Consider the following 16964-nt stretch of genomic DNA (forward strand, 5'->3'; position numbering starts at 1 on the left):
CCGTCAGTTCTCCAGCACCGCGCGCAGGTCCCACAGGGCACGCCAGGTGGCCGACCCCTGCTCCGCGCGCCTGCGCACCGGCCCGTCCCAGTACCCCAGCAACCGTGCCGTGTCGGCGGGGTCGTCCTTTCGGACGACCCCGAGCAGATGGCCGGGCAGGAGGGAGAGCACGTCCCGGTCGCCAGGGAAGTAGGCGGCGGCCAGGCCCAGGGAGCCCGCGACGGAGACCGCCTCCGCCGTGCTCATCACTGTGGAGGGGCGCTCGACCTCCCAGCCCTCCACGGAGCGGCCCTCGCGCAGGTCCCGGAAGGCGGTGACGAGGACTTCGAGGACCGCGTCGTCCACCTGGTAGGCGGCGCCCACGCGTTCGACGGCTGCCCGCGACTGACGCCGGACGAGCGCGGTCTCGGCGTCCACGTCCCCGATGGGGCCCACGGTCTCGAAGTTGAAGCGCCGCTTCAGCGCGGCGGACATCTCCGAGACGCCCTTGTCCCGCAGGTTGGCGGTGGCGATGAGGGTGAACCCGGGGGCCGCGTGCACCTGGGCGCCCTCGCCGCCCGCGAGTTCGGGGACCGCGATCCGCCGCTCGGAGAGCAGTGACACGAGGGCGTCCTGGACCTCCGGCAGGCAGCGGGTGACCTCCTCGACGCGGGCGACGGCCCCCCGGGTCATGGCGGCGAGTACCGGGGAGGGCACCAGGGCCTGCTCGGTGGGGCCCTGGGCGAGCAGCAGCGCGTAGTTCCAGCCGTACTTGAGCTGGTCCTCGGTGGTGCCCGCGGTGCCCTGCACGGTGAGCGCGCTGGTCCCGCAGACGGCCGCCGACAGCAGCTCGGAGAGCATGGACTTGGCGGTGCCGGGTTCGCCCACGAGGAGAAGTCCGCGCTCTCCGGCAAGGGTGACCACGCACCGTTCGACCAGGGCGCGCTCGCCGACGAACTTCTGCTCGATCACCAGGCGGCGCGGCCCCCCGGCTCCGGGCCGGGCGCCCTTCGGCAGGCTCAGTGCCTCGCTCGCGCTGCCCATCACGAAGGTGACGACGGCGCGCGGGGTGAGCAGCCAGCCGGGTGGGCGGGGCCCGGAGTCGTGGGCGGCGAGGAAGGCCAGCTCGGTGGCGTACCGGTCCTCGGGCGGCGTGACCTGGCGGTGCTCCCGGCCGGGCGCCGTCGCCTGGTCCGGGACGCCGCCCGTGGTGGTGCTGTCCCTGGTGGTCGTGGTGTCGTTCGTCATCGGCGGCGGCCCTTCCGGGGTGCGCGGGTGTCCAGTTCTTCGAAGGCGGGGGCGTCGCCGCCGCGGACCCGTGCCCAGGCGGCTGCGAACAGCGCGGGCACGGGGAGGTGGGGCAGGGTCCGGGTGGACCCTGCCACGGGGTACAGGCGTTCCTTCCAGGTCTCCAACGGCAGTCCGGGGGCGCCGCGTTCGAGCCAGCCGCAGGGGAGGAACAGGGTGCGGCCGGCGCGGGAGCGCTTCGCCTCCACGACGAGGTCGGTGGCGGCGAGTTCCGCCCGGGCCTTCTTGACCCGTGCCGGCTTCCACTCGGTCCAGCGGACGCAGTTGCGGTCCGTCGGGTCGGGCAGGGCGAGCAGCATCAGGTAAAGGGCGGCGGCGTCCGCGCTCAGGCCGAGGGCGTCGACGGCCTCGGCCACCAGGTCCGGCACCGCACGCGTCGGGTCCTGGGCCGGGTGGTGCGGGGAGCCGTCGGGGGCGCCCGCCGAGGCCAACGCGTCGGTCTCCTCGCCCAGCAGTGCGCGCAGGGCGAGCAGATCGCCGGTGCCGTGACGGCCGACGGTGCCCTCGACAAGGCCGAACGCCGGGTCGTCGGGGCCTGCCAGGCCGGCCGGGCGAATCAGCAGCTTCTCGTTGCTGCCGTGGCCGGGGGCGAGGAGCAGCGCCGTGCCGGCCCGGACCAGACCGTCGGCGCCGGCGCCGCCGGACTCGGGAAGCCCGTGGGCGGCGCGGACCGCGGGGCCGATCGAGCCCCCCGACTCGGTCCAGTCCAGACCGAGGTCCAGCACCAGGTCCGGGTCGGCGAGGCGGCCACGCAGGGCCGCGAGCCCGGCAGGCAGGTGCGCCCGCAGGGGGTGCCCGTACGGCAGCGTGTAGGCGAGGGTGCTCAGGGCGGTCAGGGCCGAGGAGACCGCACCGCGTGCGCCCACCCGGTGCAGGCCCGGGCGACCGGTGCCGTCCTGGACATCGGTGCCGTGGGCGAGCCAGGTCCGGGAGCCCGCGTTGAGGATCAGGTCGACGGCGCCCGAGGTGGTGCCCGACAGGTCGAGGTCCAGTTCCTCGGGGACGCGGACGAGGGAGGTCAGGCGCTCCTGCCAGACCTCGGCGGCGGCCCGGACGTCGGGGCCCGTGGACCACAGCTCGGCCGGGTCCGCGGGCAGCAGTGCTTGGAGCAGGGCGTGCCGGTCGTCGCGGGGCAGGGCGTCCAGCCTGGCCCGGGCCGCCTCGAAGGCACGCCTCTTGGCCCCGAGCAGCGCGAGCGCCTCGGCGCCGGGCTCCTCGACGGCTGCCGACAGCAGGGCGGCGGACTGGAGGGGACCGATTCCGGTGGCCGTGTGGAACGCCTCGGCGGCCTCCGGACGCCAGGGTGCCGGGCCCTGCTCCCGTACCAGGGCGGTGAGCCGGGTGAGCCGGTCGCGGGCGATGCCCTTCCGGTGAACGTGCTCGTGGTCCAGGGTGAAGCCGGGGACGGGGCCGAAGGCGCCGGTCGGGTCGTGGTCCAGGGCAAGCCAGCGTGCCGCGTCGTTCCGGGAGTTCCGGCCGCGGCCGGCGACGACCACGACGGTGCGGGCGCCCTTGCGCAGCACCTGGCCGAGGCGGTGCACGGCCTCGTGGCGTCCCGGCCCGGGTGTCCCTCCGACGAACGGCTCGACGAGCTCCACCTGCCGGACCGTGCCCGCCGGATCGGCCAGCGGGCCTGCGGCGAGGGTTTCCAGCAGCACGAGGAGCCCGGTGCGGTGCTCGGGGGAGGTGGTCGCCGAGGCGGCCCGGTAGGCCAGTTCGGGCAGCTTGTCGAGGAGGGAGGTCCAGGCCAGGGAGTCACCGGGCACGGTGTACTCGTCCCGCTGCCAGCCGTCCACGGGAAGGAACGGGACCTTGGACGGCGTGGGTGGGCCGAACGCCGGCTCGCCGCCGAGGACATGGTTGACGGCGAGGATCTGCCGGATCACGGTCCACCGGCTCCCGGCTCCCCACCAGCCGCCGTGCATCCGCTCGGAGCCCCAGGCGGAGGCGTTCCGCAGGGTCGTGTCGTCGCCGTGCTCGGGCTCGTGCTCGAAGAACATGCCCCGGGTGCGCGCGGCGTTCCGGGGAGTGGCCGGCTGCACGGGCTTGGGCGGTTCCAGGTACCGGGCGACTGCGGCAGCCCGGTCCACCGCGTTCCGGACGAGCGCGGTGACGCCCGCGAGGAGCCGTGCGTCGGACACCTCGGGCAGCACCCGGGCGACGGCCTCCTGGCTCAGCTCCCGCGACGAGGGTCCGGTGTACTCCTTGACGGCCCGGAACGCCTCCAGGTGCCGGGCGACCGCGGCGGCGACCTCCTTGAACAGCTCCCCCGCCCGGGAGTCCGTCAGGTTCCGCAGGGCGGTGGAGCCCCGCTCGTCCCTCGGGCGCAGGGCGTGCCAGTAGGCGACGGGAGGCACGTAGGGGGTGCCCGCCGCGTCGTTCCCACCGAAGGAGTCGGGGGTGACGGACCACAAGCTGCCACCGGTGCCGTCCGTGTCCGCCGGGTGCGCTTCGACGGAGCGGTGGTGCAGGGCCACGACCGGCCGTGACCCGCCGGGCAGGGTGAGGGCGCCGAGCGGCACCGGGGAGCCGCCGCCGGGCAGCGGGTGCGGCAGGGTGACCGTGTGGCCGTCGGGGGTGCCGGCAACGATCCGGTGCCCGTCGGCGGGGGCGGCCGTGCCGGGCTCGGTGACCGTGCGGCGGACCCAGCGGCCGAGGACCGTGCCGTCCGTGCCGAACGGGGTGGTCTCCAGACCGGGCTGGAGCGGCAGCACCTGGCAGTGTTCGGTGAGCAGCCGGGTGCCGTCCTGCACCCCGGAGCGGAGGAAGGCGGGGAGGGACGCGCGGCCGTGCGTGCCGCCGACCGGGTCGTACTCCAGCCACACCCGCTGCGTGCCCTGGTGGCCTTCCCGCCAGTGACCGGTGCCGTCGGAGATGACGGCGCGCTGAGGCGGGAGGGAGGTGTCGCCCGCGTGCAGGGCCTTGCCGCCGGTGGCGCGGCCGCCGCCGGGCAGCGGCAGGCAGACCTCGTCCGAGGGGCCGGAGCCGCCCCAGCGGGGGATCTGCTCGCCGCCGACGGCGAACACCTCGGCGGGGCGGTGCGACCAGTAGCCGCGCTGCTTGCCGTCCTCCCACCAGATGACCAGCAACTCGCCGTCGACGTAACGGAAGGCGAGCGTCCGCCAGTGGTCGACGGTGGCGGGCAGCCGCAGGGTGTGCCGCAGCAGAACGCCTTCCGGGCCGACGACGACGGCGCGTTCTCGGGTGTTCAGGATCAGCGCGGGCCAGGCGCCGGTGACGCCGACGCCCTCCGACCGGTCACGCCGCTGACGCGCGGCGGCCGCCTCCGTGGCCAGTTCGGCGTAGGTCTCGTCCAGCGCGGGCCAGCCCAGTTCGTCGAGGACGCCGGTGCGCAGGGTCGAGGCGAGCAGCGGGACGACATCGTGGCCCTTGAGGAGCCGCACCGCCTCCGGGGCGACCTCTGCAACCACGGAGCGGTACGCCGAGAGCTTGTTGAGGGCGACGGACAGCCCTGGAAGCCCTTGCGCGGCCGTGTACTCCTCGGCGCAGGCGGTCAGCCACTCCCGCAGGATCCCGGACAGCACCGGATGCGCCGCCAGTTTCGCCATGCCGGTGTCGCCCAGCCGCTGACCGCGTCCGCCGCCGAGGTCGCCGACGGTCCGGCTCAGCAGGGCGCGGAAGACCGGCCGTTCGGCGACGGCGGTGAGGTCCCGCGCTCCAGGCGCGGTGTCGGTGAGCCAGGAGCCGAGCGGGACACCGGGGCCCTGCGCGGTGCCCGTGTCCTGGTCGTCCGGCTCGGCGACGGGGATGCCGGAGGCCAGGCAGAGGTCGAGGAGGTCCAGGTCGGCGGTGCGCTGCCAGCGGCCCTGGAACAGCTCGACGGGGCGCCCGTCGGCGCGCAGCCGGTTTGCCATCCGGGCGGCCAGGTCAAGGGTCTGCGGGCTGCGGCCCGAGGTGGCCCGGTGGCGCCGTCGGTGCGCCTCCCAGCGGGCGATCCAGTCCGCCGGGGAGACGGACGGGTCACAGGGGGCGGCGGAATCGGAGGTGTCCGGGAGGGCGGTCAGCAGGTCCTCGGCGCCGGACTCGGCCAGCAACGCGAGCCAGCCGGGTTCGCCGTCCGTGTCCCGGCCGCTCTCGCTAAAGGTCTCCGGGAAGAAGCCGAGGAGCCGGGCCCGCACGGCCGCATCCCGTCGAGCGAGGGCGATGAGCGCGGAGCGGTAGGTCGCCCAGAACGAGGCGGGGGCGCGGACGACTCCCGGGGAGCCGATCAGATCGGCCACCAGCTCGCGTTCGGCGGCCTCGCGGTCCAGACCGGCGGCCTTGACCAGCGCGCGCACGTCCTGCGGCAGCGCCGCGTACGGCGGCATGCCGGCGGCGCAGCGCTCGACCAGCAGACGGCGGAACTGAGCCCAGGCGTCCGCCGGTGCGAGCCGGGCCACCAAGTCCCGCACGTACTGCCGCAGCGCCTTGACGGTCAGCGCGCCGGCGAAGGCGAACTCCAGGAAGACGGCCCGCTGCCGGTCCTCGTCCACGACCAGCCCGTGCACCCGTTCGGCCTCGCGGGCCTTTCCGAAGAAGGAGGCGGCGTAGGTGCTGTTCTCCGCCTGGAGGAAGAGGCGTGCCACCTGCTCGTAGTAGGTGGGGAGGAAGTGGGGAACGGCCCGGCCGAGCCGGGTGCCGAGTGCGTCGAAGCCCTCCTTGGCCGCTCCGGCGCGGGTCCTGGCCTGCCGGCCCAGCCGCTCGATGTCCTTGACCAGGGCCAGGGCGTGGTGCCCGTTGGCCGGGTCGTTGACCAGCGCCCAGGCCGGGAAGCCCAGCGTTTCGCGGCACACCTGGCCCACGACGGGGGTCTCGGCGGTCCGGAGCAGCCCGAGGAACTCCAGGGCCAGGTCCTCGGCTTCGCCGAGAGTGCCGGGCACGAGCCGGACCACGGGGCGGTCGCCGAGGGCGATGTGCGTGTAGGTGCGGGCGGTCAGCGCGTCGGCGTCGTCCCGGTCGGTGGTGCCGACCGGGAGGATCGTGCCCGCGTCCAGCAGGGCCGCCACGCGGGCCTCGGCGGCGGGGGTGGAGGTGCTCTCGCCCCGGGCCTGGGCGGGGAGGGACACCGCGCCCGCTGCCGTCGTGTTCGCGTTGGTGTTCGTCGTCGTGGTGCTCATGCCGCCCGCTCCTCGTCCTCCACGTCGCGGCCGGCGTAGAGCGCCGCCGCCATGCGCATGCCCTCGGACCACGCGACGGGGCCGACCTCGGCGGCCGTCAGCGCGCGCCCCGCAGGGTCGGTCCAGCCCAGGGGGCCCGTCTCGGTGCCGTACTCGTCGTATCCGTCGTGCTCGCCGATCCAGATGCGCGCCTCGGCGGTGGCGCCGTCCTCGACGACCGGGCAGACCGCGTATCCGCCGCGCGACCGGTAGCCGAGTTGGGTGACGCGGCCGTGCAGGAAGCGCAGTTCCTTGAACGCCCCGCCGGCGTAGGTGTCCACGGAGGTGGTGTCCGGGGCGAGGCCCGGCGGGCGGCGCCACACCTCGCGGAACAACTGCTCCACGTTCTGGCGCACCCCCAGTTCGACCGCGAACTCCCGCAACTCGTCGAGGTCGTCGAGGAGGACGGGGTGGGGCACGCTGACGACGTCAGGGGTGATGCGGACCGTGTCGCCGTCCAGGTCGACAAGGCCGAGACCGCGGTCGGGGTCGACATCGCGCAGGAACCCGGCGACCCCACCGTCCCCGCCGGTGACCACCACGTCCCGCAGGACCGCCTGCCACGCCGGGTCGGGCCAGACCCGGGCGAGCACGGCAGCGGGGACGGGCAACGAACGCACCATCCACTGCTCGACGTCACTCAGGCACTGGCGTTCGTGCCGCTCCAGCCACTCGGTCAACTGCCGGAGTCCGACGACCGTCGGGTCGTCCTTCAATCTGGCCGGGACGGACTTCAGCCGCCGGCCCTTCCCGTTGCGGCACACCACCTTGCCCGCCTCCAGGGCGACTTCGTAGTCGCCCGCCGGAACCCACCCCATGCGCTGTTCTCCCCGTTGTTCCGGACGGCCGCCGAACCGGCGGCACGCTGATGAAACCCGTCAACGGCAACGCACCGTGACGAGTGGGAGAGACTCTAGGCGTCCCCAGTGACAATGAGTTCGACTCCCTCCGCTTCGTCGTACGGACCCGCACCCAGAAGGGACCGCCCGGCCGTGCCCCCCGTCCCGCCGAAGCCCGCGACGCCACGGAACCCGCCGGCGCAACCGACGGAACGCCAGGAGTGAGGGGGCGCCGGCGACCGGGGGCTCGCGCGGGATCGGACGGGCCGCCACGGTGGTCTGCGCCGAGGCGGGCAAGCGGGTGGCCGTGCGCTACGCGACCCACCTAGAGCCTGTCTGACAATTGATCTTGCGATGGGTCGTGGTGAGCTGACGGATGTGGCGTGGGAGCGGATAGCGCCGTTGTTGCCGGGGGTCGATGGACGGGGCCGTCCGTAGCGGGATCATCGGCAGGTGATCAATGGTGTGTTGTGGCAGTTGCGGACGGGTGCACCGTGGCGTGATCTGCCGGAGCGGTACGGGCCTCGGCAGACGGCGTACGAGCGGTTCGCCCGCTGGGAGGCGGACGGCGACGGTGTGATCGTGCTCGCCGGAGCGAGAGCGTCCGAGTTGGGGCGTACGTAGAGTGAAGTTATGGTCACATAAGTCACATGTCAGGCAATATCACCGAAGGAAGGCCAGAGCATGAAGTTCGCAGTCATCGGCGGAACCGGGCTGATCGGGTCACGGGTCGTGGAGAACCTGAACGCGGCCGGGCACCAAGCCGTACCGCACTCCCTGTCCACCGGCGTGGACATCATCGCCGGCCAGGGGCTGGAGGCGGCCGTGGCGGGTGCCGACGCCGTCATCAACCTGACGAATTCCCCGACCTTCGACGACGCCTCGCTCGCCTTCTTCCAGACTTCGATGAGCAATCTTCTTGCCGCGAGCGAGAAGGGCGGGGTCGGGCACTTCGTCATCCTCTCGATCGTCGGCGCGGACCAAGTGCCCGATCTGGACTACTACCGGGCGAAGGTGCTTCAGGAAAACATCCTCAAGGCCGGGCCGATCCCGTATTCCATCGTCCGCGCCACGCAGTTCATGGAGTTCATGGACGCGACCCTGGCCATGACCGCCGACGGCGACACCGTCCGCCTGCCACGCACGCCGATCCAGCCGATCGCCGCTGCGGACGTCTCCGGCATTGTCGCCGAAGTCGCCGCAGGCAGCCCTCTGAACGACGTCCTCAACATCGCAGGTCCCGACGTCTACCCCCTCGACGAACTCGGCCGACTCACCCTGACCGCCAAGAGCGACGGGCGCTCCGTCGTCACCGACGACAGCGCCGGCATGTTCGCCGCCGCCCACGGCGATGTCCTCACCGCCCCGGGCGATGCCCGTATCGCCCCTACCCACTACACCGACTGGCTCTCCTGAACGGCCCCCCTCCAGCACTCGACTTGCTGCGCCAGTCCAGGGCGATGCGCGCGTCGCTCCCACTCTGATTGCCTCAGAAGAAGAGCAAACGCCATGTCGCACAACGATTCGTCTGGCGGCGCCCTCCTGCCGGTCCACGTCAGCAAGGTCCTCGCACAAGCAGGGGGTTGAGACTGGTAAGCCCGCATGGCGAGGTGTTGCGTAGCGGCACTGCAGCCTCGACGCGGGCGAGTCGACCGTCATCACGGGACCCGTTGAATGCGGTGATGAGTTGGTTCGTGGTGACGATGGCCTGGGCGTAGGTGGGGCCATTGAGTTCGTGAGCGGCGTGCGTCATCTCGGGGCCGAGAGCCGCGGTGGCGTCGCTGACCAGCGTCATGTGGTAGCCGAGCTCCATGGCGAAACGAGCGGTGGCCTCGACGCAGGTGTTGGCCAGTACGCCCACAAGAATCACGTGGGTGACGCCGTGCTGCTTGAGCTGCATGTCCAGGTCCGTGTTGGCGAACCCGCTCGACCCCCAGTGTTCCTGAACGACGATTTCGCCCGGCCGCGGCTGGAAGTCAGGGGGGACTCCCCACACCAGGAACCCCGGGCGAAGTGGCGGAACTCCTGGATCTTCCGCTGCGAGGGGGTCGGATGGTCCCACGTCTCGTAGTCGCCCGGCTCCCAGCGGCAGTACGGCACGAACACCACGCGCACACCGCTCTCGCGGGCGGCGGCGATCACGGAGCGCAGATGGTCCAGAAGACCGACGCTGCCGGCCACGGGCTCCAGGCGCGGCAGACCTTGCCGCCCTCCGAGAGGAAGTCGTTGTAGGGGTCGACCAGCAGAACGGCCGTGCGGCGGAGATCGTAGGTCGCGGCCATGGTTCCTCCCTGTGCCGGTCCTACTTGGGCGGTTCGGTGCCGGTCTGCTCGCTGACCATGTACAGGGCGTACCAGTCGGGCCAGTCCGGATCCTCCCGGCCGATGAGTTTCTCGTGTTCACCATGGGCGGCGGCCGCGCGCCGCAGCGCACTCGCCAGACCGGTCGTAGAGGTGAAGGACGTCGGGCCGGGATCGACGCGCCCGGGGAGCCGGGTAGTGATCTCCTGCAGCAGCCAGATGTTTCCGTCGGGATCACGGAAGGTGGCGCGCGAGAAGTAGCTGCGCCGCTCCGGGTCGAGGCCCTCGATCGGGCCGTCGGGCCCGAGGTGGAAGACCACGCTCACCTCGATTCCGGCGGCAACCAGCGCGGTGCGGGCGGCTTCGATGTCGGAGACGATCAGATACCCCTTGCCCGAACCGGGCGGCGCCGACGTCAGGTCCGTGCCGAACTGGACCGAGCAGGCGGAGCCGTGCGGGGTGAACTGGACGACTGAGGGCGGTGTCCGGTCCAGCCTCCAGCCGAGGCGGCCGTAGAACTCCTTCGCCCGTTCGATGTCCGAGACCGGTATGACGAGCACTTCGACCTTCATGTCGATGTCGTTCACGTTCATGAATCCGCCCTCTCCGCCGGGGTTTCACTGGTGGGTGCAGGGCACCATCGTCGCGTCGGCACGGCGGTGCCGCACCAGGAGGCCTCACGGCCGGTACCGGAAGTCTGGGCCTTGCGAACCACTATGCGGATGTGGAGGGGGACTTGCCGGCATACGGTCGGAGGCGGTCGATGCTCCGTTCCCCGCGTACTTCCCGCTTGCGCTCCGGAAATGACGGACGTGCGGCTGACGTCCGTGGTCGTCGAAGGCTACGCGGTCGGTGTACAGCTCGAAGAAGAGGCGCTGGTTCGGCGCTCCCCCGACCTCGCTGCAGGCGTACGCCAGGGTGCCCGGCTCCCGTTCGAGGACCGCCGCAGCGGCCTCCCGGACCAGCTCGTCGAACGCTTCACCAACACCGTCACGTAGAGCGGACACAAAGCGCCGTCTGGCTCATTCCTGCCTCCTTCTTGCCACTCCCAGTCTCTCCACGCACCCCGCGACCCGCGCGCGGACAGCAGCCGGGCCATCACGCGTGGCTCCGATTGCGGGGGCAGGGGGCGCACCCCAGCATGAGCTCAGCAGACGTGCGACCTGCGCTCATGCTCGTCCGCAGGCGTGGTGCGCTGTCGCGATCCCCACCACGACGCCAGAGACGACCGATCCGACGCGTCACTGCATGTCACTGAAAATGCCCGTCAGGAGCGGAAAGGGAGCCCATGTCTCAGGTATCCGGGAACGGCGACTCCGACGACCGGACCAACGCCGGGTTGCCCCGGCGCCACGTGCTGCGCACGGCCGGTGCGGGTGCACTGGGACTCGGCCTGGGAGGCATCGCGCTGACCGCCGTCACAGCGTCCCGCGGCGGGGCCCCGCAACCCCAGGCCACATCCATACCCACGCCCGAAGGCCTCGGCTCCGTCGGGCAGGCGCCGCACCTGCCGGCTGGGTTCACCAAAACCTTCACCAGCCGTTTCGTCCAAGCCAGTGGAATCCGCCAGCACGTGGTCGTCGGAGGCGAAGGGCCGCCGCTGCTCCTGATACACGGCTGGCCCGAGACCTGGTACGCCTGGCGCCTGGTGATGCCGGCACTGGCCAAACACTTCACGGTCGTCGCCGCCGACCAACGCGGCATCGGGCTGACCGAGAAACCCACGAGCGGGTACGACACCCGCACCCTGGCACGCGACATGGTCGCTCTGATGGACGCACTCGGCCACCGGCGGTTCGCCGTGGTCGGCCATGACACCGGAATGCCCATCGCCTACGCGCTGGCCGCAGACCACCCTGAGCGCGTCGCCCGCCTGGCCGTCGCCGAGGCGTTCCTCCCGGCAGTGACCCCGTCGCCGCCCATGCTCGGCACCGCGCAGGCCAACAACCGGCTGTGGCACATCCCCTTCAACCGGCTCACCGACGTGAACGAACAACTCGTCCGGGGACGCGAGGGGATCTACTTCGGCTGGCAGTTCGCCACCAAGGCCGTACGAAAACTCCCCGACTACGCCGTCGACCACTACGTCCGCATCCTCGCCTCCCAGCACGAATCTTTGCGCGGCAGCTTCGGGTGGTACCGCGCGCTCGACACCACCAGCGCGCAGGACCAGCAACGCAAAACACGCCCGCTGACCCTGCCCGTCCTCGCGATCGGCGGTGCGGGAAGCCTCGGCGAGAATGTCGCCGGCACCATGAAACTTGTCGCACACGACGTGCGGAGCGTAGTCATCCCCGGCACCGGCCACTGGGTAGCCGAGGAGGCCCCCCGGGAAGTGCTCGCGGCGCTGACCACGTTCCTGGCCCCGTACCGCACCCAAGGCCGGAGCGCACGGCCCCAGCCGGCCGCGGCGCTCGGCAAATGACCGCCATCGATGTGTGGCTCAGCCGACGAGTTGTTGGCCTCCGTCGATGTCGTAGGTCGCACCCGTGAGTGCGGTGTTGGTCATGATGTGCACAGCGAGCGCCGCCACGTCGTCGGGTACGACTACACGGCCGATGGGCAGCGCGGCGCGCAGCTCCTCGCGACGGGCGTCGAGCGCGTCGCCGAGCAGGCGGGCCGACAACGGCGTGTCCACGAAGCCGGCGGCGATCAGGTTCACCCGGACTGGCGCGAGCTCGAGTGCGAGACCGGCCGTGAACGCGGGCATCGCGGCGGTGACCGCGGGGGCGACACCGAGAGCGGCCCGGATCCGGCGGGCTCCCGTGCCGCCCAGGAGCAGCAGCGTGCCGCCCGGCCGTACGGTGCCGGCGCAGTGGCGCGCGACCTCGAGTGCGAGCACCATGTGGTCGCTGATCGCCCGGCGTGCCTGCTCGGCGTCCATGTCCAGAAGGCGGCCGTACGACGGGCCGCCCGCGGTGACCATCACGTGGTCGATCGGCCCTGGCAGCTGCTGGAAGAACCGCTCCAGTTGCGCCGCGTCGTGGGCGTCGAAGGCCGCGGTGCTGAGCGCGTCGGCCTCCATGGCCGCGGTGCGCAGCCGTTCCGGGGCCCGTCCGGTGAGGACCACGGAGGCGCCCTGGTTGCGGGCGAGTCGTGCGGTAGCCAGCCCGATGCCCGCGCTCCCGCCGATGACGACGAGGGTCTGCCCGAGCAGGGACAGACCGCCGGCGCTGTGCCCCCCAGGCGGTTCAGAGGTCATGAATCCTCCTGTGCTGTGACGTCACGGTCCCGTCCGGGTTTCTTCTCGCTGTTGGAGTGGTTGCGCCAGGGCATGCTTGATCTGCTTGGTCCGCTCGTCGGCGAGCACCTCGACCCGGTCGTTCGCCAGGGCGTCCATCGTCTGCTCCGCCACGTCCGCCGCGCTGATCTTCGGCGCGTCCGTGAAGCTGCTGAGGTCCGTCTCCACGAAACCGGCGTGGACCCCGATCACGAGCGTTCCCTGCTCGCGCAGGCCCTCCCGCAGCGCGCCCGTCAACGACCACTGGGCTGCCTTGGACGCCGCATACCCGGGGTACTCCGGCCGGGGGATCCAGGAGGCAGCCGACAGCATGTTCACCAGTGCGCCGCCGCCGTTGCGCGCCAGGACCGGGGCGAAGGCGCGGGACACGGCCCACGTGCCGAAGTAGTTGACCTCCATCGCCTCGCGTGCGCCGTCGAAGGAACCTGTCAGCAGTTCGGTCTCAAAACCAGCCACGCCCGCGTTGTTGACGACGATGGTGACGTCACCGGCGGTCTCGGCCGCCGCGGCGACGTCCTCCGGCTGGGTGACGTCCAGGCGCAGCGCAGAAAGGTCTGCGTCGCTCACGCTCGACGGATCGCGGACACCGGCGTATACCTTGGCTGCTCCCCGCTCGATCAGCGCCCGGGCGAACGCGTGTCCGATACCACGATTGGCCCCCGTCACCAGGGCGATCGATCCCTTGATCTCCATCGCGTTTCCTTCCCGCTGCCGCCTGCCAAGCACAGCAGGCACTGGGGCGAGCGACGACTCTGCGATGGGAGGCCCTGAACCGGACCGCGTCCTGGGACGCCCCCAGGCCCATGCGCGACTCGCACAAAGAGGGACTCAACACCCGGAGGCCGGTTCTCGGTCTTCACCTACATTTCGGGCCAGTGCCGGGGCGACCAGGCCGTCGCGCACGCAGAGTCCCACGTAAAAAATCCTCTCCATCACCAGCGTGCACCGGACACCGCAGCGACGCATGCGAGACGGCGCTCGGCCACCGCCGGCCTCGCCCCGACAACAAGGTCGTCGGGGACCTCGATCCACGGCGAACACGCGCCCAGAGGCGGCAACCGCCGGCTCAAACGCGCGATGTTCCTGTCCGCGTTCACCGCCCTGCACGATCCCGCCTCCCGCCCCTACTACGACAAATGCCGGGCCCACGGAAAGACTCACACGCAGGCTCTCCTCCGCCTGGCCCGCGACCGCATCAGCGTGCTGTTCGCCATGCTCCGCGACGGCGCCTTCTACGAACCCAGAACCCCACGCCTCGCTTGACGAAAGACATGGAGGCACCCCCCGGAGAGAGGTTCACTCCTCCCACAGGTACCAGCCCACCCGGTACGGCGAATAGCTGGTGATGGTCTTCTTCGGCGAGGTGGTGCAGTTGCTGTACATCTTGTAGCTGACGCCGGTGTGCTTGAGCCGGTAGACCCCGTACTTGGCGTTGGTGGTCTTCTTGGCGGGGGTGTTGACGGCGATGGTGTTACCGAGCTTGGCCGAGAGGTTGACATCGAACTTTCCCTCGAGCTTGGCCAGCATGACGTTGACACCGACGGTCAGGCCGCTGGTGTAGCTCACGCCCACCTCGCCGGTCACCTCGGAGGTGAAGGTGGACTTCGCGGTTCGCGAGGTTCCGTTGTAGTTCGACAGCACCGGCCCCACCCCCTTGTGGTACTTCTTGCCCTGGGTCTTGGGCGTGTAGACGTTCGTGGTGCCCGGGCCGCAGTACTCCGCGTCCGGCCAGTCCGCCGGTGGGGTGGGCTTGCCGGTCGGCTCCGGCTCCGTGTTGTCCTCCGGCGCGTCGGTGATCTCCTCCTCCGGCTCGGCCGGTGGTTCGGTGTGGACCAGGGTGTCCTCTTCGGGCCCGCTCGTGGTGCTGATCGTGGGCACGGTGTCCTGAGGCATGGCGGCGGCGGGTACGGCCGCGCCCGTCAGGGCAACCAGGGCGAGGGCGGGGACGGATGACTCCCCGGGTGATGCGGATGCCCATGTGGGGCCTTCCTCGATTGCCGCTCCCCCTTGGTGTGCGGCTGGCGTGCGGCACCGAGGATGATCTCGTGAGCACTCGTGGTGAGCAAGTGGAAGAAGTTGAGAAACCTTGAGCGGAACTTGAGGTTTTCTGATGCGCCGGTCCTGTCGATGGTGGCTTTCCGGCTCGGTCGGCGGCGTCGCGCCGGACCGGTCCGAAGCACGCCGCCGCTTCACCGACGAGGAGCCGGGTACCGTCGTCGAATTCTTGGCCACACTCAACGACGGACTCAGGAAACTACGTCCAGCAACTCTGGATCCGTACAAGCCAGTGGTTGACGAGATCCTCCGGACGGACCTTGATGGCGCCACGCAAGCAGTGGTATACGATCATCCGGATCTTCCACCAGCTCATCAGCCCGCTGGATAGATCCTGTCCGGTCGATCAGGCCTGATCAGCGAGCAGCGTCCGACACGGTCGACCGCCGGGGCGGCCGGAAGGCCCGGTGTTCGCTCGGTGCCTCCGCTCCCGGGCGTGCCGGAGACGGGCCGCACACTGAGGCGGCCCGCGCCGCCGCACTGCCGCGTTGGCAGTGCTTCGGGGCTGTGAAACGCTGACTTCAGGGCGTATATATCCGGTACCTCCATATCGATCTCGAACGGGTGAGACCGGCTACCTCCCGGGAGTCCCCCGGCTCCAGGCTCCCGTTCGGGAGTAAGGAGCCGTCATGACGACGACCGAGCACGCTCACGACCGCGGCGAGCACAGTGACCCCACCTTGTACCGCACTCCGGCGGACGCCGTCGCCGCACCCCCGGAGAAGCTTGCCTATGTCGTCGGTTTCGACCCGGCCGCACAGCGCGCGGACGCGTTGTTCACCGTCGGCACCGACCCCGAATCCCCCATATACGGCCGCGTGACCTCCCACGCCGAGCTGCCCGACCTGGGCAACGAACTGCACCACTTCGGCTGGAACGCCTGCTCGAGCGCGCTGGCGCATGCCGGTCATCATCACGCTGCGCGGCGCTACCTCATCGTCCCCGGACTGCGCTCCTCCCGGCTGCACGTCCTCGACACCGGCCCCGATCCCGCCCGTCCGCGCCTGGTCAAGGTGGTCGAGCCGGAGGAGCTGGCCGCCAAGGCCGGATACTCGCGCCCGCACACACTCCACTGCGGCCCCGACGGAATGTTCCTGTCCTGCCTGGGCGGCGCGGACGGGGCGGACGGGCCCGGCGGCGTTGCGCTGCTGGACCACGAAAGCTTCGAAGTGCTGCGCGCCTGGGAGAGCGACCGCGGACCGCAGCGGCTCGCCTACGACCTCTGGTGGCACCTGCGCCAGAACATCGCCGTGACCAGCGAGTGGGGAACCCCCTCGATGATCGAGGACGGCCTCGTTCCCGAACTGCTGCTGGATCGCCGCTACGGCCACTCACTGCACTTCTGGGAGCTGGACTCCGGCCGGCACCTGCAGCGCGTCGATCTGGGGGACGAGAACCAGATGGTGCTGGAACTGCGCCCCGCGCACGACCCCGAGGCCACGTGGGGGTTCACCAACACCGTGGTCAACGTGGAGGACCTGTCGGCGTCGGTGTGGCTGTGGAACCGGGAGGGCGAGGATTTCGCCGTCCGCAAGGTGCTCACCGTCCCTGCCGAGCCCGCGCAGACGGAGGACCTGCCCCCGGCGCTGCAGCCGTTCGGCGCCGTGCCCCCATTCATCACCGACATCGACCTGTCGGTGGACGACCAGTGGCTGTACGTATCCGCCTGGGGAACCGGCGACCTGCTCCAGTACGACGTGAGCGACCCGTTCCATCCCAGGCAGACGGCGTCCGTGCGCCTTGGCGGCGTCGTCGGCCGACAGCCGCACCCCGCCGAGCCGGACACTCCGCTGACCGGCGGAGCGCAGATGGTCGAGCTCAGCCGCGACGGGCGGCGCGTGTACCTGACGAACTCCCTGTACGCCGCCTGGGACGCGCAGCTCTATCCCGAGGGCATCGACCCGTGGATGGTCAAACTCGACGCCGACACCGCGCACGGCGGGCTCTCCGTCGACAGCCGCTTCTTCCCGCACGGCCCGGACTTCCTCGGTCTGCGCGTGCACCAGATACGCCTGCAGGGCGGCGACGCCTCCTCGGATTCGTACTGCTACCGCCGCTGACGGAGCCGGTTCACCCAGGCACTGCG

The 16964-nt window shown here is 71.3% G+C and carries 13 protein-coding genes and 2 pseudogenes; 5 read left to right on the plus strand and 10 right to left on the minus strand.

The genetic code is table 11. The features are described from left to right. Positions 1-3: 3 nt before the first annotated feature. Genes OHB56_RS04775 through OHB56_RS04785 form a run of 3 tightly spaced genes read right to left on the minus strand, consistent with a single transcriptional unit; the run spans position 4 to position 7261 of the window. Positions 4-1227, minus strand: a complete 1224-nt coding sequence (locus tag OHB56_RS04775; RefSeq protein ID WP_326756375.1) for an AAA family ATPase — start codon at positions 1225-1227, stop codon at positions 4-6. Beyond that, the gene (locus OHB56_RS04780; RefSeq protein WP_406351788.1) at positions 1224-6404 is read right to left on the minus strand and encodes a hypothetical protein; all 5181 of its coding nucleotides are present in this window, start codon (positions 6402-6404) and stop codon (positions 1224-1226) included. The genes OHB56_RS04775 and OHB56_RS04780 overlap by 4 nt, the downstream gene beginning before the upstream one ends. After that, positions 6401-7261: a DUF4132 domain-containing protein gene (locus OHB56_RS04785; RefSeq protein WP_406351790.1), complete on the minus strand. Its 861-nt coding sequence runs from the start codon at positions 7259-7261 to the stop codon at positions 6401-6403. Before OHB56_RS04785 ends, OHB56_RS04780 begins: the two co-directional genes overlap by 4 nt. 375 nt (positions 7262-7636) lie before the next feature. On the opposite strand from OHB56_RS04785, the pseudogene OHB56_RS04790 reads away from it, so the two are divergent. Next, positions 7637-7852 (plus strand): annotated as a pseudogene (locus tag OHB56_RS04790) (transposase); the annotation flags it as partial. Positions 7853-7966: 114 nt separating this feature from the next. Beyond that, complete coding sequence (locus tag OHB56_RS04795) at positions 7967-8698, plus strand: SDR family oxidoreductase (RefSeq protein ID WP_326756372.1); 732 nt, start codon at positions 7967-7969, stop codon at positions 8696-8698. Positions 8699-8837: 139 nt separating this feature from the next. Here the strand turns inward: OHB56_RS04795 and OHB56_RS04800 are convergent, their stop codons facing one another. From OHB56_RS04800 to OHB56_RS04815, 4 genes are all read right to left on the minus strand, one after another. Beyond that, the gene (locus OHB56_RS04800; RefSeq protein WP_406351792.1) at positions 8838-9344 is read right to left on the minus strand and encodes an isochorismatase family cysteine hydrolase; all 507 of its coding nucleotides are present in this window, start codon (positions 9342-9344) and stop codon (positions 8838-8840) included. A gap of 76 nt (positions 9345-9420) precedes the next feature. Further along, complete coding sequence (locus tag OHB56_RS04805) at positions 9421-9564, minus strand: hypothetical protein (protein WP_326756370.1); 144 nt, start codon at positions 9562-9564, stop codon at positions 9421-9423. A 20-nt stretch (positions 9565-9584) separates the two neighbouring features. After that, entirely contained in the window at positions 9585-10175 is a 591-nt protein-coding gene (locus OHB56_RS04810) for a VOC family protein (RefSeq protein ID WP_326756369.1), read from the minus strand. Positions 10176-10259: 84 nt separating this feature from the next. After that, the gene (locus OHB56_RS04815) at positions 10260-10589 is read right to left on the minus strand and encodes a putative quinol monooxygenase (RefSeq protein WP_406351795.1); all 330 of its coding nucleotides are present in this window, start codon (positions 10587-10589) and stop codon (positions 10260-10262) included. A 281-nt stretch (positions 10590-10870) separates the two neighbouring features. Between OHB56_RS04815 and OHB56_RS04820 the strand changes: the two genes are divergently transcribed. Next, entirely contained in the window at positions 10871-12007 is a 1137-nt protein-coding gene (locus OHB56_RS04820) for an alpha/beta fold hydrolase (RefSeq protein ID WP_406351797.1), read from the plus strand. A gap of 18 nt (positions 12008-12025) precedes the next feature. On the opposite strand, the gene OHB56_RS04825 is transcribed toward OHB56_RS04820, so the two are convergent. Beyond that, entirely contained in the window at positions 12026-12784 is a 759-nt protein-coding gene (locus tag OHB56_RS04825) for an SDR family oxidoreductase (RefSeq protein ID WP_326756366.1), read from the minus strand. Positions 12785-12805: 21 nt separating this feature from the next. Continuing rightward, positions 12806-13516, minus strand: coding sequence for an SDR family oxidoreductase (locus tag OHB56_RS04830; protein WP_406351799.1), 711 nt, complete (start codon positions 13514-13516; stop codon positions 12806-12808). 291 nt (positions 13517-13807) lie between these two features. Here OHB56_RS04830 and OHB56_RS04835 point away from each other — a divergent pair. Continuing rightward, positions 13808-14086: pseudogene (locus OHB56_RS04835) on the plus strand (transposase); the annotation flags it as partial. Positions 14087-14119: 33 nt separating this feature from the next. Here the strand turns inward: OHB56_RS04835 and OHB56_RS04840 are convergent. After that, positions 14120-14716 carry a hypothetical protein gene (locus OHB56_RS04840; RefSeq protein WP_406351801.1) on the minus strand — a complete coding sequence of 199 codons (597 nt, stop codon included), beginning with the start codon at positions 14714-14716 and terminating at the stop codon, positions 14120-14122. 791 nt (positions 14717-15507) lie between these two features. On the opposite strand from OHB56_RS04840, the gene OHB56_RS04845 reads away from it, so the two are divergent. Continuing rightward, positions 15508-16938, plus strand: a complete 1431-nt coding sequence (locus tag OHB56_RS04845) for a selenium-binding protein SBP56-related protein (protein WP_406351803.1) — start codon at positions 15508-15510, stop codon at positions 16936-16938. Positions 16939-16964: the final 26 nt, after the last annotated feature.

This window comes from Streptomyces sp. NBC_01635 (assembly GCF_045209715.1).
GTDB classification, from domain to species: domain Bacteria; phylum Actinomycetota; class Actinomycetes; order Streptomycetales; family Streptomycetaceae; genus Streptomyces; species Streptomyces hirsutus.

Bases quoted from the DNA above. Each gene is read 5' to 3' on its own strand.
- OHB56_RS04825 (WP_326756366.1), bottom strand. From the start codon at position 12,784: ATGACCTCTGAACCGCCTGGGGGGCACAGCGCCGGCGGTCTGTCCCTG.
- OHB56_RS04810 (WP_326756369.1), bottom strand. From the start codon at position 10,175: ATGAACGTGAACGACATCGACATGAAGGTCGAAGTGCTCGTCATACCG.
- OHB56_RS04830 (WP_406351799.1), bottom strand. From the start codon at position 13,516: ATGGAGATCAAGGGATCGATCGCCCTGGTGACGGGGGCCAATCGTGGT.
- OHB56_RS04785 (WP_406351790.1), bottom strand. From the start codon at position 7,261: ATGGGGTGGGTTCCGGCGGGCGACTACGAAGTCGCCCTGGAGGCGGGC.
- OHB56_RS04780 (WP_406351788.1), bottom strand. From the start codon at position 6,404: ATGAGCACCACGACGACGAACACCAACGCGAACACGACGGCAGCGGGC.
- OHB56_RS04840 (WP_406351801.1), bottom strand. From the start codon at position 14,716: ATGCCTCAGGACACCGTGCCCACGATCAGCACCACGAGCGGGCCCGAA.
- OHB56_RS04775 (WP_326756375.1), bottom strand. From the start codon at position 1,227: ATGACGAACGACACCACGACCACCAGGGACAGCACCACCACGGGCGGC.
- OHB56_RS04805 (WP_326756370.1), bottom strand. From the start codon at position 9,564: ATGGCCGCGACCTACGATCTCCGCCGCACGGCCGTTCTGCTGGTCGAC.
- OHB56_RS04795 (WP_326756372.1), top strand. From the start codon at position 7,967: ATGAAGTTCGCAGTCATCGGCGGAACCGGGCTGATCGGGTCACGGGTC.
- OHB56_RS04845 (WP_406351803.1), top strand. From the start codon at position 15,508: ATGACGACGACCGAGCACGCTCACGACCGCGGCGAGCACAGTGACCCC.
- OHB56_RS04820 (WP_406351797.1), top strand. From the start codon at position 10,871: ATGTCTCAGGTATCCGGGAACGGCGACTCCGACGACCGGACCAACGCC.